The organism is Agarivorans sp. QJM3NY_29 (assembly GCF_050870835.2).
In the GTDB taxonomy this organism is placed as follows: domain Bacteria; phylum Pseudomonadota; class Gammaproteobacteria; order Enterobacterales; family Celerinatantimonadaceae; genus Agarivorans.
This window is the reverse complement of record NZ_CP194036.2, coordinates 4,460,229-4,483,175: the sequence shown is the minus strand read 5'-3', so window position 1 is coordinate 4,483,175 and position 22,947 is coordinate 4,460,229. Positions and strand designations below refer to the sequence as shown.

Annotated in this window: 20 protein-coding genes and 1 riboswitch; of the genes, 8 read left to right on the top strand and 12 right to left on the bottom strand. The window is 45.7% G+C overall.

The window, feature by feature from the left end; translation table 11 throughout:
* Window positions 1–83: 83 nt before the first annotated feature.
* The 8 genes from hslU to priA all read right to left on the bottom strand — a co-directional run bounded on the left by hslU (window position 84) and on the right by priA (window position 8,528).
* The gene (hslU, locus tag ACRRS0_RS20370; RefSeq protein WP_432455773.1) at window positions 84–1,415 is read right to left on the bottom strand and encodes an HslU--HslV peptidase ATPase subunit; all 1,332 of its coding nucleotides are present in this window, start codon (window positions 1,413–1,415) and stop codon (window positions 84–86) included.
* A 19-nt stretch (window positions 1,416–1,434) separates the two neighbouring features.
* On the bottom strand, window positions 1,435–1,965 hold the full coding sequence (hslV, locus tag ACRRS0_RS20365) for an ATP-dependent protease subunit HslV (RefSeq protein ID WP_432455774.1): 531 nt from the start codon (window positions 1,963–1,965) through the stop codon (window positions 1,435–1,437).
* A 108-nt stretch (window positions 1,966–2,073) separates the two neighbouring features.
* The gene (locus tag ACRRS0_RS20360) at window positions 2,074–2,397 is read right to left on the bottom strand and encodes a replication protein RepA (protein ID WP_432455775.1); all 324 of its coding nucleotides are present in this window, start codon (window positions 2,395–2,397) and stop codon (window positions 2,074–2,076) included.
* A complete protein-coding gene (locus ACRRS0_RS20355; protein ID WP_432455776.1) occupies window positions 2,384–3,052 on the bottom strand; it encodes an AAA family ATPase in 669 nt (222 codons plus the stop codon). Before ACRRS0_RS20355 ends, ACRRS0_RS20360 begins: the two co-directional genes overlap by 14 nt.
* Window positions 3,053–3,160: 108 nt before the next feature.
* Window positions 3,161–3,463 (bottom strand): PilZ domain-containing protein, encoded by a 303-nt coding sequence (locus ACRRS0_RS20350; RefSeq protein WP_432455777.1) that lies wholly within the window; start codon window positions 3,461–3,463, stop codon window positions 3,161–3,163.
* Between the two features lie 330 nt (window positions 3,464–3,793).
* Window positions 3,794–4,360 carry an SPOR domain-containing protein gene (locus ACRRS0_RS20345; protein ID WP_432455778.1) on the bottom strand — a complete coding sequence of 189 codons (567 nt, stop codon included), beginning with the start codon at window positions 4,358–4,360 and terminating at the stop codon, window positions 3,794–3,796.
* Window positions 4,361–4,362: 2 nt separating this feature from the next.
* A complete protein-coding gene (gene argS, locus ACRRS0_RS20340) occupies window positions 4,363–6,117 on the bottom strand; it encodes an arginine--tRNA ligase (RefSeq protein ID WP_432455779.1) in 1,755 nt (584 codons plus the stop codon).
* Window positions 6,118–6,290: 173 nt separating this feature from the next.
* Window positions 6,291–8,528: a primosomal protein N' gene (gene priA / locus ACRRS0_RS20335; protein WP_432455780.1), complete on the bottom strand. Its 2,238-nt coding sequence runs from the start codon at window positions 8,526–8,528 to the stop codon at window positions 6,291–6,293.
* 204 nt (window positions 8,529–8,732) lie between these two features.
* Here priA and rpmE point away from each other — a divergent pair, with 204 nt between their 5' ends.
* Complete coding sequence (gene rpmE, locus ACRRS0_RS20330) at window positions 8,733–8,945, top strand: 50S ribosomal protein L31 (protein ID WP_432455781.1); 213 nt, start codon at window positions 8,733–8,735, stop codon at window positions 8,943–8,945.
* Window positions 8,946–9,887: 942 nt separating this feature from the next.
* Entirely contained in the window at window positions 9,888–10,565 is a 678-nt protein-coding gene (locus ACRRS0_RS20325; RefSeq protein ID WP_432455782.1) for a PEP-CTERM sorting domain-containing protein, read from the top strand.
* A 104-nt stretch (window positions 10,566–10,669) separates the two neighbouring features.
* On the opposite strand, the gene metJ is transcribed toward ACRRS0_RS20325, so the two are convergent.
* Window positions 10,670–10,969 (bottom strand): met regulon transcriptional regulator MetJ, encoded by a 300-nt coding sequence (gene metJ, locus ACRRS0_RS20320; RefSeq protein ID WP_432455783.1) that lies wholly within the window; start codon window positions 10,967–10,969, stop codon window positions 10,670–10,672.
* 153 nt (window positions 10,970–11,122) lie between these two features.
* On the opposite strand from metJ, the gene metB reads away from it, so the two are divergent.
* Together metB and metL are read left to right on the top strand one after the other, a co-directional pair.
* Entirely contained in the window at window positions 11,123–12,289 is a 1,167-nt protein-coding gene (gene metB, locus ACRRS0_RS20315; protein ID WP_432455784.1) for a cystathionine gamma-synthase, read from the top strand.
* 20 nt (window positions 12,290–12,309) lie between these two features.
* On the top strand, window positions 12,310–14,724 hold the full coding sequence (gene metL, locus ACRRS0_RS20310) for a bifunctional aspartate kinase/homoserine dehydrogenase II (RefSeq protein WP_432455785.1): 2,415 nt from the start codon (window positions 12,310–12,312) through the stop codon (window positions 14,722–14,724).
* A gap of 134 nt (window positions 14,725–14,858) precedes the next feature.
* On the opposite strand, the gene ACRRS0_RS20305 is transcribed toward metL, so the two are convergent.
* Window positions 14,859–16,490, bottom strand: a complete 1,632-nt coding sequence (locus tag ACRRS0_RS20305; RefSeq protein ID WP_432455786.1) for an alpha-amylase family glycosyl hydrolase — start codon at window positions 16,488–16,490, stop codon at window positions 14,859–14,861.
* 273 nt (window positions 16,491–16,763) lie between these two features.
* Between ACRRS0_RS20305 and fabR the strand changes: the two genes are divergently transcribed.
* Window positions 16,764–17,384 carry an HTH-type transcriptional repressor FabR gene (gene fabR / locus ACRRS0_RS20300; protein WP_432455787.1) on the top strand — a complete coding sequence of 207 codons (621 nt, stop codon included), beginning with the start codon at window positions 16,764–16,766 and terminating at the stop codon, window positions 17,382–17,384.
* A gap of 9 nt (window positions 17,385–17,393) precedes the next feature.
* The gene (locus tag ACRRS0_RS20295) at window positions 17,394–17,732 is read left to right on the top strand and encodes a DUF1422 family protein (protein WP_432455788.1); all 339 of its coding nucleotides are present in this window, start codon (window positions 17,394–17,396) and stop codon (window positions 17,730–17,732) included.
* Between the two features lie 10 nt (window positions 17,733–17,742).
* On the opposite strand, the gene ACRRS0_RS20290 is transcribed toward ACRRS0_RS20295, so the two are convergent.
* Complete coding sequence (locus tag ACRRS0_RS20290; protein ID WP_432455789.1) at window positions 17,743–18,204, bottom strand: YHS domain-containing (seleno)protein; 462 nt, start codon at window positions 18,202–18,204, stop codon at window positions 17,743–17,745.
* A 65-nt stretch (window positions 18,205–18,269) separates the two neighbouring features.
* Window positions 18,270–19,373: a tRNA (uridine(54)-C5)-methyltransferase TrmA gene (gene trmA / locus ACRRS0_RS20285; protein ID WP_432455790.1), complete on the bottom strand. Its 1,104-nt coding sequence runs from the start codon at window positions 19,371–19,373 to the stop codon at window positions 18,270–18,272.
* 145 nt (window positions 19,374–19,518) lie between these two features.
* Here trmA and ACRRS0_RS20280 point away from each other — a divergent pair, with 145 nt between their 5' ends.
* Window positions 19,519–20,706 (top strand): DUF5610 domain-containing protein, encoded by a 1,188-nt coding sequence (locus tag ACRRS0_RS20280; RefSeq protein ID WP_432455791.1) that lies wholly within the window; start codon window positions 19,519–19,521, stop codon window positions 20,704–20,706.
* 55 nt (window positions 20,707–20,761) lie between these two features.
* Window positions 20,762–20,990, top strand: a riboswitch (cobalamin riboswitch).
* 38 nt (window positions 20,991–21,028) lie between these two features.
* Window positions 21,029–22,858 carry a TonB-dependent receptor domain-containing protein gene (locus ACRRS0_RS20275; protein WP_432455792.1) on the top strand — a complete coding sequence of 610 codons (1,830 nt, stop codon included), beginning with the start codon at window positions 21,029–21,031 and terminating at the stop codon, window positions 22,856–22,858.
* The last annotated feature ends 89 nt before the right edge of the window (window positions 22,859–22,947 follow it).

Genomic DNA, 22,947 nt, shown 5'->3' with positions numbered 1-22,947 from the left:
AGCAAAATAACCCGGCTGCAGACCGGATTACGGGGCTTAAAGGGGATTAGCAGAGTCATCAAATTGATAACTCTGCGAGGTATTTATAAAATGAAACGACTTAAATCTTCGTCGGCGACTAATTCGTCTAAAGATTTATTGACGTAATCGGCGTCGATGATCTCTTTCTGACCTGAATTATCAGAGGCCACAAAGCTTAATTCTTCCATTAATTTTTCCATCACCGTGTGTAGCCGACGAGCGCCAATATTCTCGGTGCGTTCATTCACTTGCCATGCCGCATCGGCAATCCGACGAATCCCTTCTTTGGTGAACTCAACGTCTAGGCCTTCGGTGGCCATTAGCGCCTTGTATTGTTCGGTTAATGAAGCATTAGGTTCGGTAAGGATCCGCTCAAAATCATCTGCACTGAGTGCATTCAGACTAACACGGATCGGCAAACGCCCTTGTAATTCAGGGATCAGATCGGAAGGTTTCGCGACCTGAAAAGCGCCCGATGCAATAAACAGGATGTGGTCGGTTTTTACCATGCCATGTTTGGTGCTTACAGTTGAGCCTTCAACCAGTGGTAGTAAGTCGCGTTGCACACCTTCTCGGCTTACATCTGGGCCTGAAACATCGCCGCGTTTACAAATTTTATCGATTTCATCTAAGAATACGATGCCTTGGTTTTCAACCGCGTACAGGGCTTTTTCTTTGAGCTCTTCTGGGTTGACCATTTTAGCGGCTTCTTCTTCCACCAATAATTTGAAAGCTTCTTTAATTTTGAGTTTACGTTTCTTGCTATCTTTGCTGCCAGATAGGTTTTGAAACATACCTTGTAATTGATTGGTCATCTCTTCCATGCCCGGAGGGGCCATGATTTCGACACCTATCTGTGGCTGAGCCACATCAATTTCAATTTCTTTGTCGTCAAGTTGGCCTTCACGCAGTTTTTTACGAAAAGCCTGGCGAGTCGAGTTGTCTTCTTTCTTCTCATCATGACCAAAGCTGTCTTTTGCTGGGGGCAGTAGAGCATCGAGGATCCGATCTTCTGCTTGGTCTTCGGCTCGAAAACGAAATTTTTCGGTTTCTTGCTCGCGGGTCATTTTGAAGGCAACATCGGCGAGATCGCGAATAATCGTCTCAACTTCTTTTCCAACATAACCGACCTCGGTGAATTTTGTAGCTTCTACTTTAATGAATGGGGCGTGCGCTAGTTTCGCCAAGCGCCGTGCAATTTCGGTTTTACCGACGCCTGTTGGGCCTATCATTAAGATATTTTTAGGCGTAACTTCATGGCGCAATTCATCATTGAGTTGCATTCTGCGCCAGCGGTTGCGTAAGGCAATCGCCACTGCGCGTTTGGCTTCAGATTGGCCGATGATGTGGTTATCTAATTCGGAGACAATTTCTCTGGGGGTCATTTCAGACATAATTTTTTCCTGCAAAGCTTTAAGCTTTCGCGTCTAATTCTTCAATAGTATGGTACTGGTTGGTAAACACACAAATGTCACCGGCAATGCTCAGGCTTTTTTCAGCAATTTCACGTGCGCCTAAATCGGTGTTTTGTAATAGGGCGAGAGCCGCAGACTGAGCAAAAGGCCCTCCAGAACCGATGGCGATTAAGTCGTGCTCAGGTTGAACCACGTCACCGTTACCAGTAATGATTAATGATGCTTCGCTGTCTGCGACTGCCAGTAGGGCTTCTAGTTTACGTAGCATGCGATCGGTTCGCCAATCTTTGGCCAGCTCTACAGCTGCCTTGGTAAGGTGACCTTGATGCATTTCTAGTTTTGCTTCGAAACGTTCAAATAGGGTAAATGCATCGGCAGTGCCGCCAGCAAATCCGGCCAACACTTGACCGTGATAAAGGCGGCGAACCTTCTTTGCGTTGCCTTTCATCACGGTATTGCCAAGGGAAACTTGGCCATCGCCAGCAATGATCACTTTGCCGTTGCGGCGTACGGAGACGATAGTAGTCACGATATTTCCTCAGTTTATACAGCTAACCATAAGAGTTAACTTGGCTATCTCAATGAAGTGGGGGGGCGTCGATAATTTTTCAAGGTATAAGCCAAAAACTGTGGTGCTTTAGTTGTGATTAAATAATTTCAACAACTGTTGCTGTTGTTCATCGTTGAGTGATGCGAAGTGACTCAATAGTACCCGTAATAATTTGGATTTTGCCAGTTGATGCTGCTGAGAAGCGTATTGTAACTGGTTTATTGCGGAGGCATCAAAGGTGAAAGTACAGTGCCGAAAGGTGCTGCTAGGCTTGTCGGCGGGAGCCTTTTTTGGATTGAGGCTCGGTTTTCCTAGTGCATAGTTTTCGGCATCATCGATGAATTGTTCGACGCTTATCTTTTTGGCTTGGCGGCGGCGATGCGGTTGCTTTTTTAAATCAGTTAAACTCATGGGAGTCTTCTTGCTGGATGGCGAGTAATTCAGTCACTATCGCTTTGATCTCATTGGCAGCTTTACCTTCGGGCTCTATCTCTAACACCGAACGGCCACTTTCTTCACTATCATCGTAGAGATTGCGAGCGAAGGTCACGGAGTCGAGCACGTGTAAGCCGAAGGAGCGACAAACTTCTTTGGCGTCGAGGATCCGATTTGCTTGGTTGGGCAGAGATGGGCATTGGGTGATTACAAAACTAGCGACCATTTTAGGGTTAACCATTTTACAGGTACTGAGCATGTCTTCCATATGCGGAAGAGTTTTAAGGTCACGGCGTTTGGGTCGTAGTGGAATTAATACATATTTTGCGACTGACATTGCTGCACGCATGGCTAAGTTGTCTTGACCACCACAGTCCACAATCACAAAATCGTAGCCATTTTCTAGGCTGAGTAAGTCCTTGCGGATTTTTCCGTAGAGTTGAATACAGTTAATCCCTGGTAGGGATTCATCTTCGTTGCGGGCTTGGATCCAATCGGAGGTAGTGCGCTGCGGGTCGCAATCAACCATTAAGATATTTGCGTCAAATTCGGTTTTCAGGTGAACGGCAATATTTTGTGCTAAGCAACTTTTACCACTACCACCCTTTTCCCCACCAACAAGTATCAACATGGTTCATCCCTCTTCTGCAACTTGCGACCAATTATAATTACTGGCTTTGTGGTACAAGTTTATTAAGTATAAGACAAACTGACATGTTTGCTTATCTGGACGAGAATTTTACAGTATTAACAAAAACATATTATAGCTAGAGAAGTTCTTACGATGACAACGCGCTACTTTTACTTTCATTTCCGCTTCAGCGGAATGTTTCGCAGTAAATTTAACTTTAAGTTTGGTGCCAATCGCTAAATCTTTATCATGAACAATCAACATGCCACGGCGAGAGATGTCGATACAAGTGGCTTCAATCACTGCTTCATCGTCTTCGTTATTGGTCAAAATGAGCTGCACCGGTTCGTTTTCCAAATCGAGTCGCATTGAGCCTCGTCGCTCAAGTTGCTGTAGTTCCGTGTTGTTCATAGTATCGCGTTCCTATTTGAGTCACGGTCTTGGTCTTATTTTGCCGTTTTTAGTCAAAACTGATTTATTAGAATAGCTACATTTTTATAACATAGTTGGGATATAAGTCAAATAAGTAATATTTTTAAGCGCTTAGCACAGGCAGTAATTGAATAATTAGCTACTTTAAGGCCTTTATACAAGATTTTACGTTATGGTTAAAGGTTATGGCTGTTGGTGGATAAGGGCGTCTTTATTCATATATGCTTTAGTATCAATCAAAGCCAACATCTCTGTTGGCTTGTATATAGTTTGGATGTCTTAAAAGCTCCCTACTTAAAAGCTCCCTACTTAAAAGCTCCAATGCCAAATTTGGCAACCATTGATTTTGGCGCGTTGTAATATATGCCGATCTCGTTCAGCATCTCGCTTGGTGGGATAGGGGCCCAACACCACGCGATACCAGGCGCCATTTTCCCCTTCGGTGCGCTTAATTTGACTTTCCAGGCCTGCAAAGGCAATTAAGGCTTTACTCTCTTCGGCGCGGTCTCGGCTACGGAAAGAAGCACACTGCATTTGGTAAGGGATGGCCGGCTGGCTTGGTTTGGCGGCCGGCTCAACTTCTACTTGCTTGTGTTCTAGCTCTTTAACATAGCTCCGCTCTTTTGGTGGCTCTGGCAGACTTGCTTTGGCCTTTGGCTTTGCGATGGGTTGTGGGTTTACCAACTCGCTGAGCTCGGGAGCTGGCGTGGGCGCGCTACCTTTAATATTAAATAGCAATACCGAGAAACCCACGATCGCTGCGATCACCGCGAGAGCTAAGGCGAAGGGGAAGCGTTTTTGATGACTGACCGCGCGGCTAGATCTAGCCGCGGGTTTTTTCTTAGGCTTGCTGCGCCCTACATAGTCCTTTGCCATGTTTACATCCGATCCAAAGTCTCGATCCCTAATAATGAAAGACCTTGATCTAACACTTTCGCTGTTAAAGCTGCTAAGCGCAGACGACTATGTTTCACCTCGCTCTCAACATCGTCCTTAAGGATTGGGCAAGCTTCATAGAAAGTCATAAATGCACCCGCGAGCTCGTAGAGGTAATTACACATCATGTGTGGCATACCTTTATCGGCTACATTGTTGACCGCATCGCTAAACTGAATTAATTTTTGTGCGAGAGCGATTTCGGCTTCTTCAGCCAATATAATGTTTTGCTCAAGGCTGTCGAGGTCGATTGCTGAGCGACGAAGAATAGATTGGATCCGAGTATAAGCATATTGCAAGTACGGTGCGGTATTGCCGTTGAAGGCCAACATGTTTTCCCAATCGAAGATGTAGTCGGTGGTACGGTTCTTCGATAAATCGGCGTATTTCACCGCGCCCATCGCGATTGCTTTGGCGGCCTCTAGTTGTTGCTCCGCATCCAGATCTCGAGACTTTTCAGCCACAATAACTTGTGCTCGCTGTTCCGCTTCTTCTAGTAAATCGACCAGCTTCACGGTACCGCCACTGCGGGTTTTGAAGGGGCGGCCATCTTTGCCTAGCATCATGCCAAAGGCGTGATGTTCTAGTGGCACCGACTCTGGCACATAACCAGCTTTGCGCACAATGTTCCAGGCTTGCATTAGATGTTGATGCTGACGGGAGTCGATAAAATATAAAACTCGGTCGGCATTTAAGTCTTGGTAACGGTATTTAGCACAGGCTATATCGGTGGTGGTGTACAAAAAACCACCATCTTTTTTCTGAATGATCACGCCCATTGGGTCGCCATCTTTATTTTTGTATTCGTTGAGGTAAACCACGGTTGCCCCGTTGTCTTCAACTGCTAAACCTTGTTGCTTTAAGTCGCGAACCACATCATGCAGCATGGGGTTATACATGCTTTCGCCCATCACGTCGTTTTTAGTTAGCGATACATTTAAACGGTCGTAAACAGATTGGTTATGATTCAAAGTGATGTCGACCAGTTTGCGCCACATGGTATTACAGTATTCATCGCCACTTTGCAGTTTCACCACGTAGTTGCGCGCGCGCTTGGCAAAAGCTTCATCGCTGTCGTAACGCGCTTTAGATTCACGATAGAACACTTCTAAATCGGCTAATTCAATATCGCCTGCGTCAGTACCGCGTTTTTCAACTTCTTCCAAGTTGGCGATTAACATGCCAAATTGAGTTCCCCAGTCGCCGATGTGATTGGCTCTAACCACCTTGTGGCCTAAAAACTCTAGGGTGCGAACCACCGCATCACCAATGATGGTAGAACGCAGGTGGCCCACGTGCATTTCTTTCGCAACGTTTGGCGCAGAGTAGTCAACCACAACGGTTTGTGCTTGTTCTGCCAATTTTACATTCGCCGAAGGAGAGCTCGACATGGCTTCAATTTGAGAGACCAGCCAATCATTATTAAGATAGAAATTAATGAAACCTGGGCCGGCAATGCTGGTTTTATCGATGAGTGTCGAACTTGGTAAATTATCGACAATCAACTGAGCTAGTTCACGAGGATTTTTCCCAGCGGGTTTGGCGGCCATTAAGGCAAGGTTGGTCGCTAAGTTGCCGTGAGCTTTATCCTTGGTTCGGTCAACTTGGATCCGAGGTTCGAATCCTTCAGGGAGCACCTGTTGTTGTTTCAGGGCAATGACCGTTTGTTCCAGAAGTTGTTGAATAAGCTCTTTCATGTAGGTTGACACCAATCTCGCGTAAATAAAATGTACAAGGCGGGCATTTTACCGACAATTGCCGCTGAAAACTATCTCTTATCTAGGCTAATTCGGTGTGATTTGATTTGATTGGAGCAAATCGCTACGCGCTTGGTTGTTGATGTTGCTGCTTTGCGTAAAGAGGCGTGTGATTACTGCATATCATAAGGGTCTATATCTAAGGACCAACGAACTTTACGGCTGAGTTTTAAGTTCTCCAATTGTGGTAACAGCCGATGGATAAGCTGATGTAGGCTGGTGCGCTGTTCCGCTTGAATTAATAGTTGCATCCGAAATTTTCCTGCGCGACGTGCTTGTGGCGCTGGGCAGGGAGGAAAAACCCAGCTATTCGCCTGCTGTAGTGGCTGGGCTAGTTGATAGAGCTGCTGGCTTAAGTCATGCACCGCCTGACCATCCACTGCTTCTAAGCGAAATAGCGCTTGAAAGCTAAAAGGGGGAAGTTCGGTGTCTTTGCGTTCATTAAGGGCAAAGCGCGCAAAGTGTTGGTAACCATTATTAATCAAGTCTTGCAGCAGTTCATGCTCAGGGTGATGAGATTGCAACATCACTTTCCCTTCTAAGTTGGCGCGCCCTGCTCGGCCAGCTACCTGCACATATAGTTGGGCCAGGCGTTCTGGGGCCCGAAAGTCGGAACAGAACAAGGCATGGTCGATATCGAGTAGGGCAACTAAGGTTACATTAGGGAAGTGATGTCCCTTGGCCAGCATTTGGGTTCCCAGCAAAATTTGATAGTGATTGTTATGGATCTGTTCCAACAATTGCTCCAAGCTGCCTTTGCGTCGTGTACTGTCTCGGTCGATCCGTGCCACTTTATATTCTGGGAAGATCTCCAGTAAGGCCTCTTGCAGTTGTTCGGTACCAAGGCCAGTGGTGACCAGATTGGTGGAACCACACTGTTGGCATTGATGTGGCACCGGTTGTTGGCTGCCACAGTGATGACAGGCCAAGTGACGGGGCTGCTGATGGTAGGTAAAATATGACTCGCAGCGTTCACACTCACAGACGTGCCCGCACTCATGACAGAGCAGGGCTGGCGCGTAACCTCGGCGATTTAAAAACAGCATCACCTGACGACCAGCCTTTAGCTCCATGCGCATTGCTTTCACTAAGGCGGGAGAAAGCCCCGAGTTGAGCGGTTGATGGCGAATATCCAGCAATTGTTGCTTGGCTAATACTGCATTACCTGCTCGTTGTTTGAGTTGTAGATGAACATAACGGCCGCTCAGGGCATTGTGCAGGCTCTCTAACGAAGGTGTGGCCGAGCCTAAGATGATAGGAATTTGTTCTAATCGAGCGCGTACAATGGCTAAATCGCGGGCGTGGTAACGAAAGCTGTCTTGTTGCTTAAAGGAGCTATCGTGCTCTTCATCGATGATGATTACGCCAGGCTTGGCCATCGGAGTGAACACCGCCGATCGGGTGCCAATGATGATGCCAGCTTCGCCTTGCTTCGCCTTGAGCCAAGCACTAAGCCTTTCACTATCATTCAGGCCCGAGTGGATCGCATAAACTGGAACTTCGAAGCGTTCGGCAAAACGAGCCAAGGTTTGTGGCGTGAGGCCAATTTCGGGAACCAGAACTAAAGCCTGCTGGCCCTTCGCCAGAACTTCGGCAATTACATTGAGATAGATTTCGGTTTTACCGGATCCGGTAATACCTTCAATGAGAAAGGCCTGAAAGCTCGATAGGCTTTGGTTGATGGCCGCTACCGCAATTGCTTGCTCAGGATTGAGCTGCAAGGCTTGGCTTTTGTTGGTCTGTTGTTGAGTCCAATCTGGCACGGTTGCGCGTGCTGTGACTTTTTCTAGCAAGCCTTTTTGCTGTAAGGCGGTGAGCGCAGAACGCGAGAAGTCTCGTTGTTTGGCTTGTTCATCGTTTAATTGAAAATCGGCTTGTTGTTGCAGCGCGCCAATGACTACACCTTGCTTGGGAGCACGCTTAAATTCTGCGAGCTTAGCTTGCTTGCCTTGTTCACTAAGGCGCCAGGCGACAATCGCTTTGGCCTGTGCGGGTTCGCCTTTACGTAACAGGCTGGGCAAGGCCTGGCTCAGTACGTCACCCAAACTATGGTGATAGTAGCTGCTGGCCCAATTTAATAGTTTAAATAGACTCGCGGGAAGTAAGGCCTGTTGATCGACAATTTGGCTAATGGTTTTTAATTTGTCGCTATCGATGTCACTATCATCGGGATGCTCCACCACCAAGCCAACTTTTTCACCTTTACCAAAGGGGACTTTGACCCGGGCACCGATCACTGGTATTGCCGAGTCATCGGATACTCGATAATCAAATAGTCGACGCAATGGAATTGCTAAAGCAACACGAACAATTAACACAAATTTATGAACCCATGAAAAACCCTGCCTCATTCTAAAGCTTGACTATGCATGGGGCAAATGAAGTCGCTGGTGTTTTTTATCCGCGAATAGACCTTGAATACTTGCTAAGCGCGGAGCCATCCTATATGATCCGCCACCTAAAATTTATAGGCTCTGATAGAGTTGCTTTCGTGTGGTGTTTGGTGCCAATAGTGGTGATCAAATGGCGACGCGGCCCAAGTATTGAGGTAATCCATGAAAACTGATATCCATCCAACTTACGAACTACTTACTGCGACTTGTTCTTGCGGTAACGTAATCGAAACTAAATCGACTCGTACTGGTACTATGTTCCTAGACGTATGTGACAAATGTCACCCATTCTACACTGGTAAGCAACGTAACGTTGATACTGGTGGTCGTGTTGATCGTTTCAACAAAAAATTCGCTGTATTGGGCAAAAAATAAGCCAGCCTTATTTAAGCTTTACAGTAAAGAAAAAGCGCCGAAAGGCGCTTTTTTTGTGTCTGGTCATGATGCGAATGAGATATAAAGCAATTTTGCTCATAGCAGATTTGTATTTATTTTCGCTCAAATCGTTTTTCAGAAAGTCGCTTTACCTTTTTTGAGTTTTAGGGTTTTGCCATATAGCTAGATCTATAATGCTTGTCGTTGCCATCCACCATTTTTGGGCAGGTATAGTTTTGTCAGTTCAATTTCTCTTTCTTAGACTTTTATTTCGAAACAGTAGTAAAAAGTTGTACCGATCTGTGCGGGAATATCAGTTGCTTGTAGGGTCACTTTACCTCTCTTCCCTGACAGCACTGCGTTATTTGGAATATTTTTTCAGGGCGTTCCTTTGTAATTCTTGACTGTCCATATATTCCGTAATCGAGAATAGTTGAAGAGATTTCAGAGCTTGTTTCTGTGCTCGTGCATCCTGAGAGAAAAATCAGGGGCAGTGTAGAGTAGTATCATTCTTATTATTAAAACATAATTCCATTTTCGCTAAGAACCGTAGTTGCAAGTGAATAATAAGCAACTTGGTAGTTATGTCGAATGGATTACTGAATTGCATTGTCTAGACGACCTTGTAGCTCAGGGGTTATTGCGAAGCTGTTTGCCCTGCAACAACGCCCTTTCTATCTAAGGTGATTGAGTAAAAGTAGTCGCCTCTATGTTTTTAAATTCACATAACCTTTCTTATTATAATGTTTTTATTGACATGCACTTTAAATTCAATAGGTTATGTTTTTTTTGAGAATGTTTAAGCGGAATGAATCTGTAGATATAGTTTCTTTATTTAGAGGGAGAAAACCATATTGAATTTTTGAAGGATTGTGTTGGGACGTTATATAGCAGTGTCAACAGTCGTAATTTAGAATTAAACAATTAAAAGGAATTTTTGCAATGAAAATATATTTTCAATTTGTAGTTAAGGTTATTTTAATCTGGTCGATTGCTGGGTCAAGCATTGCGGCAGTCATATTTACAGATGATTTTGATTCTGCCGCATCTCCTTTATGGGGAAATGAACAGGGTAGCTGGAATGATAAAGGTGGTGCATACCAGTCTACATCAGGGAATCAAGCATTTAGCTTGTTACCGACAGATTTAAGGGATTTTTCTGTTGAATTGGATATTAATGATGTATGGGATGGCGGTGTAGTTCTTCGTAGTTCATACAATGGGGGGCTTTTTAACGGAATAGCCTTAATCACAGGAGGTCTTGGTGGTGGAGGTACCGGGGTTTACTGGCACGAATTCGTAAATGGTGGCAATTCACCAGCTTTAAAGCATTCTGGTGCATTATTCCCATCTAAAAGTGATATTCATTTAAAAATCGATGTGTTCGGAGATACCTACTCAGCATTTGTGAATGGTACTTTGGTCACTACCTTAACCAGCAGTTTGTACAGCCAAGGACAAGTTGGCTTGTTTAATAACAGACTCGGTCAAAGTTTCGATAACATTAGTGTTTCATCTGTTCCCGAGCCATCCACGATATTTCTTGCGGCATTTGGTATTGCTGGCTTATGTATGTTTAGACGAAATAAAAAGTCATATAAAGTACAAGCAAGTGCTTAACTCTCTGCCGTGGGCGGTTGTTCCTGCAAGATAAGTGAGCTTATTCAAAAGTGTTTGTCTAGTATTTAACAAAAAAGCCGCTCAATGAGCGGCTTTGCAAAATCTTAATCTTCTTTATCCAATTCAGCTTCGGTGGCTTTTTCTAAGGCCGGGTCGGGTCTATCTTTTTGTAGATCGGCATCATCGGGCAGGGGTTGCCCAGTGTAAGCGTGTAAAAATGCTTCGCAGAGCAACTCGCTGTTGGTGGCGTGTCGTAGATTGTTAATTTGTCTACGAGTACGCTCATCGGTCAGTATTTTCAATACTTTTAAAGGTATTGATACCGTTATTTTTTTTACTTGTTCGCTTTTTTTTCCGTGTTCAGCATAAGGGCTGATCCACTCACCATTCCAATCTGTCGACATACTTGAATACACACCAAACCAAAGAAACCCTATTGTAACGGGGGAAAAGCCACTTAGCAATCCAAGAGCAAAGACATTTAGACGTCTAGAAGTGTTGACGTCTTTACGGGGAGTGGTAAAGTGGCAGCATAATTAGAGGGAGTCAGTGAACACATGTCATTAAAAGATCTTCACGCCGCCACCATTGCGGTTCGCAGTGGTATTGAGAGTGATAGCCAACACGGAGCGGTGGTTCCGCCAATTTATTTGTCGAGTAATTATAGTTTCGCCGATTTTAAGCAAAAGCGGCAGTTTGACTACAGTCGCTCTGGTAATCCAACCCGTCAAATATTAGCCGATGCGATTGCCAACCTAGAGCATGGTGCAGGGGCGGTGATCACCAATACCGGCATGTCGGCCGTTCATTTAGTGACCGCTTTGTTAGCGCCTGGCGATTTGCTGATCGCACCGCACGATTGTTATGGCGGAAGTTATCGCCTGTTTGACAGTTTGGCGAAGAAGCAGGCCTTTGAAGTCGAGTTTATCGATCAAAATGATAGCGAGAGCTTGCAAACCGCCCTCGCCAAGCAACCAAAGTTAATTTGGTTAGAAACTCCCAGCAACCCGTTATTGCGGATTGTGGATATTCAAAAAATAGCTCAACAAGCGCATGCTGTGGGGGCTTTGGTAGTTGTGGATAATACGTTTTTGTCGCCTGTATTACAGAATCCAATTTTACTGGGGGCCGATATTGTGGTGCATTCGGCGACTAAGTATATTAATGGTCACTCTGATGTGGTGGCGGGTATGGTTGTGGCAAAAACTGAGTTATTGGCAGAAAGCTTGAGCTGGTGGGCGAATTGTCTAGGTTTAACAGGCTCAGCCTTTGATTCCTATTTAACTCTGCGGGGCTTAAGAACTCTGAAAGCTCGGATGAATGTTCACCAACACAATGCTCAAACTATTGTTCAATGCCTGCAGCAGCAGCCTTTGGTGTCTGCGATTTATTATCCCGGCTTAGCAGAGCACCCCGGTCATGCGTTAGCCCAACAACAACAATCTGGCTTTGGAGCTATGTTAAGCTTTGAAGTTGCGCTAGATGAAACTCAAATGGTGAAATTTCTGAAAGGCTTACAGTTGTTTTCTTTGGCTGAGTCTTTGGGCGGGGTAGAGAGTTTAATCGCTCATCCAGCAACTATGACCCACGCGGCAATGTCGCCAGAGGCATTGGCCGAAGCGGGAATATCGGCGCAATTGTTACGGGTATCGGTTGGTTTAGAAGAAGCGGAAGATTTAGTGAATGATTTACAGCAGGCATTTGCCAATCTTTCGTTTGGCTAAAAGTTGTACAGGAGAACTTCATGTCGGTAGTTAATAGACATGTCCATAAATTTGGTGGCAGTAGCCTCGCTGACGCTAGCTGTTTCAAACGAGTGGCGGGTATTGTTGCGCAGCATTCGCAAGCGCAAGATCTCATTGTGGTATCGGCTGCGGGTAAAACCACCAATCGTTTGTTGAATATCATTGATTTGGCGAAACAAGCCGATAATGCCGCTGCGGAAGCTTTAGCCGCTTTGATTCAGTTTCAGGCGCAGCTAGTTAAGGATTTATTGAGTGAATCGAGGGCGCAAGTGATCGAGCGAGAGCTTGTCGCAGAGCATCGACGAATTGCTCATTTGCTAGAGGCGGATATTAATGCCTTTATCATTAACGAACTGCTCTCTTATGGTGAGCGTTGGTCAGCAAGATTATTGGCCGCCCTTTTAAGCGAACAAGACTGTGCTGCGGAGTGGATGGATTCACGACAGTTTTTCAAAGCCGAATTAGCGGCCCAACCGCAGGTAGATGTTGCGCGCAGCACCCCTTTGTTGGCGGCGTGTTTAGCGGATAAACCCGCTTGCCGAATTGTGGTGACAGGTTTTATTTGCAGTGATAGCGAACAACGCACGGTGACGCTTGGGCGTAATGGCAGTGATTACTCTGCAACCGAATTGGCGGCTTTAGCCGATGCTGTCTCGACCACGATTTGGAGTGATGTTGCGGGAATTTACAGTGCCGATCCGCGCTTAGTGAAAGATGCTCATTTGTTAGATCATTTAGCTTTAAATGAAGCAGCTGAATTATCAAGGATTGGTACCTCGGTACTTCATGCTCGAACGCTAGAGCCGCTGGCTCGCTCTCGGCAACGCTTAAGCTTACGTTGTAGTTATGCTCCCAATGATGGACAAACTCAAATCCATCGGAAAGAAGCCAAAAAAACCGCCGCAAAAATAGTCACCTCGGTGGATGACGTGGTGTTGTTAGAGCTGACATTTACTGAACATTTCCAGCAAAATGCCAGCGCGCTGTTAAGTGCGTTGGCAAGTGTGCAGCTGGCCCCGACCACGCGTCATAAACATACTGAAACTGGCTCGCTACGGATGGCCTACACGCGCGAGCTCGTTGCGGAGGCATTGACCAAGATTGACCAGTTGGCGGTGCAGTATCAGGTGCAACAAGTCGAACGTACCGAAGGTTATTGTTTAGTGGCCTTAGTCGGCGCTGGGGTTTGTGATAATCCTCAACAATGTTACTTGTTCTTTCAGCAACTAGCCGAGCAACCTTTAGAGTTTATTCATTCCAGCTCCGATAAAATGAGCCTGTGTGCGGTAGTACGTAAAATTACCTTGGAACCGGTATTAATCGAGCTTCATAGTAACTTATTTAAACAGCGCCGTAAGGTTGGTGTGGTGGTGTTTGGCAAAGGCAACATTGGGGCTCAGTGGCTGAGCTTGTTTAACGAGCAACAAAGTTTGTTGGAGCAACAATATAAACTCGAGCTTTGTCTCGCTGGAGTGTTTACTAGCCAATCAGGACTACTCGATTTTGCTGGCTTGAGCCTTGCGCAAGCCTTCGATGATAGTTTAGCTAAGCCCTTGTTATGGCCGGAAGTATTGGCGCAACTGAAGCGGCATCCTTTTAATGAACTAGTGGTGTTGGATATTACCGCCAGTGAATCCTTAAGCGCGTATTATCATGAGTTTGCCAAGCTTGGTCTGCATTTGATTACCGCCAATAAACTTGCCGGAGCCAGTGCTTCAGCGAATTTTGAGCAGCTCAGTCAGAGTTTTCGTGACCATGGCTGCAAATGGTTAGCCAATGCCACGGTTGGTGCGGGACTGCCAATTCAGTCGAGTATTCAGCAGTTGCGGCAAGCGGGGGATCAGATCCTTGCTATTTCTGGAATATTTTCCGGTACTTTAAGTTGGTTATTTCAACAATATGATGGTTCTAGTCCATTTTCTGAGTTGCTGGTGGATGCGCTCAATCAAGGGTTGACCGAGCCCGATCCTCGAGATGATCTTTCGGGTAAGGATGTGCAGCGAAAATTACTGATCTTAGCCCGAGAGGCTGGTCTCAAGCTTGAGTTAGCGGATATTCAATTAGCTTCTCTGGTGCCAGAAGCCTTAGCAGAATTAGAACTTGAGCAGTTTATTGAACAGCTGAGTGATTTAGATGAGCCGATGTTGCAGGCGGTGCAGGATGCCCAGCGTCAAGGCAAGGTGATCCGCTATCTCGCCAGAGTCGACCATCAGGGCAAGGCTGAGGTCGGTTTACAGGCGATAGATGCACGGCATCCATTTGCCAATCTCAAACCCTGTGACAATGTTTTTGCGGTTGAAAGTCAGTGGTACCAGCAAAATCCTCTCGTCATTCAAGGTCCCGGAGCAGGCAGAGCCGTGACCGCAGGAGCGCTGCAAGCCGATTTAGTGAGTCTTTGTCAGTATTTGGCTTAAGTGAATTTAGCGTTGTGGCTTTGCTCGAGCTGTTTCGCTTAGATTTGAGAATTGAAATCTCACATAAAAAAGGCCTCCTAAACAGGAGGCCAAACAGGGTATATAAGGGTGTACAAACGTGAGAAGGTAAAGTGCTATTTAACTAGCAGCAAGCGCCCACTCAATCCACTTACTGCTATTTCGAAATGGTCTATATCAATGACGATCTCTGCGCCTGTGATTAAGTCGATAAGGGTACGGGTATCATCCAGTAAATCAGCGGCCAGACGGACCTTTTTTTTATCTGATGAAACGTTTAATAAATACACAATTTGCTGTTCTTTAGTCGTTTTTAATACGGCTAATAGATCTTTGTCGGCGTAGAGGTTCTGTACGCTACCTTGATATAGTGCTGGATTATTTTGCCGAACTTCCATCAATTGACTAACATAGTCCATCAGCGCTTGCTGTTCACGACTTGGGGTGAAACCATCGGTGACCCCTTTTATATGAGCGCTGGAGCGAGCAACATGGTCGTCACATAAACCTTGTGCTGCGCATACGCTGTTGTCTACTTTCGCGGCAAAGTTGGCAACTTCATCACCAATCTCATCACCGTAGTACAAGGTAATCGGTCCGCTATAGGCGGCCATATAAGAGAAAGCCGCTTTATGTCTCTCCCAATAATGGCTTAAGCCACCACGCTGAATCAGATCGCCGAAGCGAACTAAATCATGGTTGCCGAGCATTAAATTAGCTTGGGCGTGATCAGGATAAGAATGATGATCGTTCCAGCTGGCGGTTAAGGTGCTGGCATCGTGATCCCCTGAGCCACTTTCTTCTACCGCTAAGGTCTGTACGAGCGCATAACGACGGTTAAAATCGAAGGCCGAGGGCAGGGCTGGAGACGAATTACTGCCATAAGCGCTAGCTACGATTTCACTATTCCCATTCCATACCTCGGCAACCATATAGCCTAGGGTGCCCCATTGATTTCCGTTGATCTGGCACTTGCTGGCCTTGGCATTGTTGGCACTGGCATCTTTGACGGTTTGATGAATTTGTTGCCAGGCACTGAGCGGGACTTGATAGGCTTGGTCTAAACGCCATCCGTCTAAACATAATTCGCTGGTCCAGTACTCCGCCACTTCCTGGTAAAAAGCGAGGGTATCGCTGTTGGTATAATCCACAGGGTTTGAGCCACCAGCAGGGCTGAGCCCTTTTGGAGAAGTGACAAGGTTGCCTTTATGGTGGCCAAAAACCCCATCAAAGAATACGTATAAGCCTTTTTCATGAGCTTTCGTGACTAACTCTTCAGCCAGCGCTTTGGTCCCGAAATTAGGATCAATCTTAAAGTAGTTACTGGCAAAGTAACCTGTAGCATCTAGTTTGTCTGTCCATTCATCTTGGCCGTTGGTCGCAATAGACTCAAAGATCGGGGTGAGCCAGATGGCATTCATGCCTAAGGCTTTAATGTAGTCAAGAGAATCAATAATTCCCTGCAAGTCGCCGTTGTGATGGCTGGTGCCATAACCAGCACCATAATCAAACGAGCTATCTCCATCAACAAAGGATTCGGTCATGACTTGATAAATGCGCAAATCACAAAATTCACCAGTGGCGTTTTCACAGGGCAGGCGTTGTTGAGCACTCTCGGCCGAGCTGGTGATGTTGATGGCGTCATTGGTTGGTGTGGTGCTATTTCCATTTCCAGCATCACTGCCACCACCACAAGCACTTAAGCCGACGATGATAGAGATCGATAAAATGCTTTTTAACCAACTCATTTTACTTCCTTGATAAATACCATAAGGGGATAGGGCAAGTTAATCACAGCTTTGCATGACTAGATACTCGGTAACGTTTTCAAGATAATAGAAAATTGAGCTGGCTCGCATCTTTTTTGTTATTGATAAATAAAGAATTTTTTGAAAGGGTTTTCATGTCAGGTAAACAAGTTACGCTTGTCTGTGGAGACGAAATGTGATGTTTTTAATCAGTTTCAACTTGGGTTTTTTTCAGTGCTAGGTATGATGCAGCATATAAGTAGAGGGGAAGCTATGAGTGGCGTTAGGGCACAGCAAAAAGAAAAAACACGCAGAGCGATTATCGAAGCCGCGTTTAGCCAATTAAGTGCGCAGCGCAGTTTTTCCAGTTTAAGTCTGCGCGAAGTCGCTCGAGAAGCGGGGATTGCACCGACTTCTTTCTATCGTCATTTCTCTGATATGGAAGAGTTGGGTTTAACCCTGGTTGATGAGGGGGGCTTAACCTTACGCCAGTTAATGCGCCAAGCCCGGCAACGCATTATTGCCACCGGAGGTAGTGTTATTGGAACCTCGGTCGCGACTTTCATGGAATTTGTCTACAATAACCCCAATGTATTCCGCTTGTTGTTACGTGAGCGTTCGGGAACGTCGCCAGCATTTCGGGCTGCCGTAGCGCGAGAAATAGCGCATTTTATTGCAGAGCTGACTGACTATTTAGAACATCAATATCGCTGTCCAAGAGAAGACGCGCAGATGCAAGCCGAAGCGATGGTGATTATTGTGTTTAATGCTGGGGCTTCAGCTTTAGATTTAGCTGAGTTTGATCGCCAACAATTGGCCGAGAAAACCATCAAACAACTTCGGATTGTGGCAAAAGGTGCCGCTTTGTATAATCGTTCTCAAACACTGAGTTAAGAGGTGCATATGCAAGTCAGTAAAACTTTATTATTGTTGTCGTTTATTGCTGGTGTGAGTGGTAATGCTAGTCTTGCTCTGTTTACTGTTGCCGAGCAAGCATTTTCGATATTTCCTATTATTGCGTTTATATTGGCGGTGACGCAACTGTACCAGATTTATCTACATCAAGATCTGAGTGAAGACTCTCCTCTAACGAGTGTGGCTGCATTTTTATTGGGGGCGTTGGCTTACTCTGCAATGTTACGAACTCAATTCCCGGAAATCGGGAGTAACTTGTTAGTATTGATTTTATGTCTTGCGATCGGTCTTTGGTTGATGTTTAGATTGGGCGGTTTTAAGCGCTAATCTACACCAACTAATGGTTCAATTGTTGCTGCCAAGCTTTGTCTGCGGTGGCTTGATAGGTCTGCCAGTGTCCCTTTAGCCAACGTTGGCGGCCTTTCTCTGCATAAAATAAGTGCAGTTCGTCGTCAAAAAATTCCCAGACTTGCCCATTAGTGGCGACTAAACCTTCGCCCGTTGATAGGGCGTTAGCGCAAAAGCCATTGTAGCGAGGACGATATCGTTCTGGATCTTCGGCAAATTTATTGGCACTTTGCTGACTTGCAAAATACCAATCGGCATTATTCCAACGGACTAAATAATCTTGTTTACCCTGTAAAATACGGCGCGCGCCAAGCTGGTGGGCGCGGTGTTGGCTCAGCACATCGACACCACCGATAGCCTTATCACTCCAAAAACTTTTACTTACTGGCTCGCCAGCATAGCAATTCAAGCTAATTACAAAAATAATTCCAGTAATAATTGAATGAAACATAAGCCCCCCTATCAGCTCTATATCTGATAGACCGGGCTGCTTAAGAAGCGCTTTCATTAATATGCCTAACGACGCTGCAGATAGAGCCCCACCTCTATATGATCGGTGTAAGGAAATTGGTCAAATAGAGCCCAATGGCTAATCTGATGGGTACGACTTAAGACTTGCAGGTTGTTATATAGAGTATTGGGATTACAAGATACGTAGACGATGTTGTCGTAGTCCTGCACCATCCTTAAGGTGGCGTCATCTAAACCGGCACGAGGTGGATCAACTAATATGGTGTCGCACTGATAATCACTTAAGTCTACTTGGGCTTCTTTTAGGCGGCGAAACTCACGTTCACCTAACATGGCCTGAGTGAATTCTTCGGCGGATAGACGAAGAATTTTCACATTATTAATGTGATTGGCTTTGATATTGTATTGTGCGGCTTCAACTGAGGGCTTGGCTATCTCGGTGGCTAAAACGCGTTGGAAGTTTTTCGCAAGTGCCAGTGAAAAATTGCCGTTACCACAGTAGAGTTCGAGCAGATCGCCCTGGCTGTTGGCAGTTGCCTGTTGCGCCCATTCCAACATATGTTGGTTGACGACGGCATTTGGCTGGGTAAAGCTATTTTCAATTTGCTGGTAAATGAGCTGCTCACCGGCAACTTCAAGTACTTCGTTAACCCTATCTTGTTCCAAACATATTTTTTGCTTACGTGAGCGACCGATCAGTTGTAGTGAAAATAGCTTCGATAGTTCTGCTTTTAGCTGCTCGGCGGCGGTCCGCCATGCTTCATCAATCGGTTTATGGTAAAGCAAGCTCACGATTATCTCGCCACTAAGGGTGGAAAGAAAGTCGACTTGGAATAGTTTATGACGCAAAACTTGCTCAGATTTGAGCTGTTCGATTAATAGCGGCATTAGGCGGTTAATTAACGCGCTTGCTGGCGGAAAGCTGTCGACTCTGAATTTTTGCTTGGTTGCTGGATCAAACATGATGTAGTAGAGGTCATCACCTTCGTGCCACATTCTAAATTCGGCACGCATCCGATAATGTTTGCTGGCTGAGCTGAAAATGCTAGGTTCAGGAGGATTAAATTCAGCAAATTGTTCGCGGCGTTTAGCGACCTTTTCGGCCAACAGTTGTTGGTATTTTTCTGGATAGTATGCAATTGCGCTCATGACCGCTCCTCAAATTTAGCAAGGAGCGCAATTTAAAGGCGCATTGCTTGCTTGTCCAGTTTATCTACAATAATAGTGAGATTATTTCTAAAGTTTTAAATACAGTCGCCGATAAGTTGTGACTAGGGTAAATCCAGGGGGCGTTATGAACGAACTTAAAGGCATAGGCAATTCGCCAATCCAGCAATATGCTGAGCGCTTATTGCAGCAGTCCACGCCGACTATCGCAAAGGGCAATCAATTAGCTAATGATAAGGCTAGTTTTAATCAGCAGGACCTGGTGGCCAGCCATGTATTGTTGAGTTCGATTGAAAAGCATACCTTATCGATTGCTGGTGGTGGGGTTAGTTTAGCCAAACCACAACAACCCAGTATATTTGATGCCGAAGAAGTGGCGAAGAATGTGCTTAATTTTGTTGCAACGACCTTATATGGTGCCAAGCAGGCTGGGATGCCAGAAGACCAGTTACAAGAAATGATGGCTCAAGCGCGTAAGGGTGTGGATATGGGGTTTGCCGGAGCCCGTGAAGACCTTAGTGACTCAGGGATCCTTAATGAAGAGTTAGAAAAAGGCATTGATAAGAGTTATGACTTGATCCAAGACGGTTTAGAAAAAATCGAAGCGGGTGACTACGAGATACAAAATTCTCCAATATTTAGTCAACTCGCCATGGGAAATCGTCAATCGGCAAGCATGGAGTTGGAAACGGCAGAGGGTGACAAAGTTACCATTAGTTATGGGAGTCAGTTGGCAGCCAGTTACCGAGAAGAACAGTCATCTTTTCAGGCATCGTTTTCTTCACAGCAGCAGTTTAGTTTTTCCGTTGAAGGCGACCTGAATGATGATGAGTTGGCTGCAATCGCCGATTTAGTGAAACAAGTGGATAAAGTGGGGCAGCAGTTTTTCTCGGGGAATCTGGATCAGGCGTTTGATCAGGCCTTAAACATTGGGTTTGATGAGCAACAGTTAGTTGGTTTTGCGGTGAACTACCAGCAACAACAAACGGTGGCGGTGACTCAGGCCTACCAACAAACAGCGGAGAAAAGCGCCGAGAATAGCACTGCTGGTTCAGAGCTAGTCCCCGACTTAAGTGAGTTTTTAGGTGCTTGGCAGGACATTCAAGCCAAAATGAGCGCTTTGTTTACTCAACCAGAATCCGCGACCGAAACCCTACTTAATGGGGTTTTACCTGTTTCTAGCCCTTCGGAAGGAGAAGCGAAACAAGCCGATGTTGAACGGTTTAAAGGTTTCGCTGAGCGTATGGCCGATGTGCTTGCTGAATATAATCAAAAACGCGCGGCGGATGAAGCGACATCCGGCACTATTAGTTAATTTCATGTTTGCATAAAGTAAATGAAATAGGCTGTTCATTCGCCAAGTGCTGGCTTATACTCTCGCCCGCTGTGGTGCCTGAGCTAGCGAAGTTCAGGCTTAATAGGGAATCTGGTTAAAGTCCAGAACTGACGCGCAGCGGTAAAGAGGAACGAAAGCTCAAGGATTGGCCTTTTCCAAGGATCTCCAGACACTGTTTGCCCCGCAAACGGGAAGTCGTAGCCGTAGTAAATAAAGTCCCCCCGCCTCTAAGTCCGAATACCTGCCACATCGCACATGCTATTTAGCAGCAAACTACGACGCGAGAATTAGGATTATATCGATGAAGAAGTTCATATTACTGGCCGCAGTAGCGCCAGCTTTCGGCTATGCCCAAGAAACCCCTCCAGAACAAACGACCATGGTGGTGACCGCCAACCGTATACAGCAAAGTGCTACTAGCGTAATCGCGCCACTCACGGTGATCAGTCGCGGTGAAATAGAAAGTAGTGGTGCGCAAGATATTGTTGGTATTCTCAACCAACAGGTTGGTATTAGTGTCAACCGTAATGGCGGTAAAGGACAAAACGAGAGTGTGTTTATTCGCGGCTCAAGCTCTGCACAATCTTTGTACCTCATCGATGGCGTACGTATTAATACTGCCACTAGTGGTGGCGCTCAAATGTCATTACTGCCATTAGAATTCGTTGAGCGCATTGAGATTATACGAGGGGCTCGTGCGTCAGTATATGGCGCAGATGCTGTGGGTGGGGTCATCAACATTATCACGCGGCCGGAGTTTGGTAGTCAGTATTTTGGGATAAAAGCTGCGCTTGGCAATCATGAGAGTCGACGTTTAGCTGGGCGAGTTAATACCCCGATTGGTGAGTCGACTCAGTTGAATGCGATCCTCAATGGTGAGCGTAGTGAAGGTTATAATTTTAGACCAAGCAGCGAACTGGACGAGGTTTATGGATATGAATCCTTCGGTGGCTTACTGAGCATCGAGCATCAGTTCAGTGAAGCTTGGTCGGGCGGGGCCATGATATTGATGAATGATGGCGAAAATGAGTATATCTCCACGCAGTACGATTCATCTTATAATCCCTACGATGAAAAATGGCAAACCAAACAAAGGCAGAAAGTATATGCTGTGAATCTTGATTACAGTGATGACGCTTGGTTTAGCCATCTAGCACTGAATTATACCGAAAACCGTTCCAATGACGGCCCCGCCGATCAATATGCGGTGGTTTATCGTTATGTGACGGAGCGGCATAGTGCGAATTGGTTGTTAGCGCGTCAATTGAACAACAACTGGTTGTTACAAGGTGGTTTAGATTATCAAAAAGATGATATCTCAGGTTCCAAAACTACATATTTAAAAAGTACTCGTAATAATAAAGCCGCCTACCTCGGGGTTCGTGCCGATTACATCCGCCATTTACTGGAAGCCAGTTTACGCCAGGATAACAATCAGCACTATGGTGAACACACCACCTATAACCTGGCTTGGGCTTGGCAGTTACAGGACAATCTACGTTTTAATGCCTTGCATGGCACTGCCTTTAGAGCGCCAACCTTTAACGATCTATACTACCCGGGCAGTGAAACCCCCAATCTTAAAGCCGAAACTTCCAGTAATTCGGAATTTGGTTTTGCTTTAGATTTAATTCAAAGTCAGTGGCAGTTTAATATCTTCCGTAATGATGTTGACGATTTGATTGCTTGGGCGCCGGGGGAAGGTGGTTTATGGAAACCAGGAAATGTCTCTGATGCTCGGATCCAAGGCATTGAAGTACAGGGCGATTTTTCGACCGCCTGGCTGAATCATCGGGTTATTCTCGAGCATCTTGACGCGAAAGATCGTCAAAGCGATAAATACTTGGTGCGTCGTCCACAGGAGCAAGTCAAGTACAAGCTAGATGCGCAGTGGCATGCTTTGCAAGTGGTGGTGGATTATCTATGGCGAGGCGAGTCTTATAATGACGACGCAAATACGGTTGTGTTGGATAGTTATAGTACTTGGGATATTGGTGCGAATTATCGCTTTGCGAATGGCTTTAAGCTCGATGCCAAGTTAGCCAACGTATTTAATAAGCAATATGCCACAGTGCGCAATTATCAAGCCCAAGGTCGCAGCTTTGAGTTAGCAGCAAGCTATCAGTTCTAAAGTAAACGACTAGTGCTTTGCTAAACACTTCGCATTGCCAGCCAGCGTTAGCGTGATTACACTAGCGCTGGTGATTTACGAATTGGGTT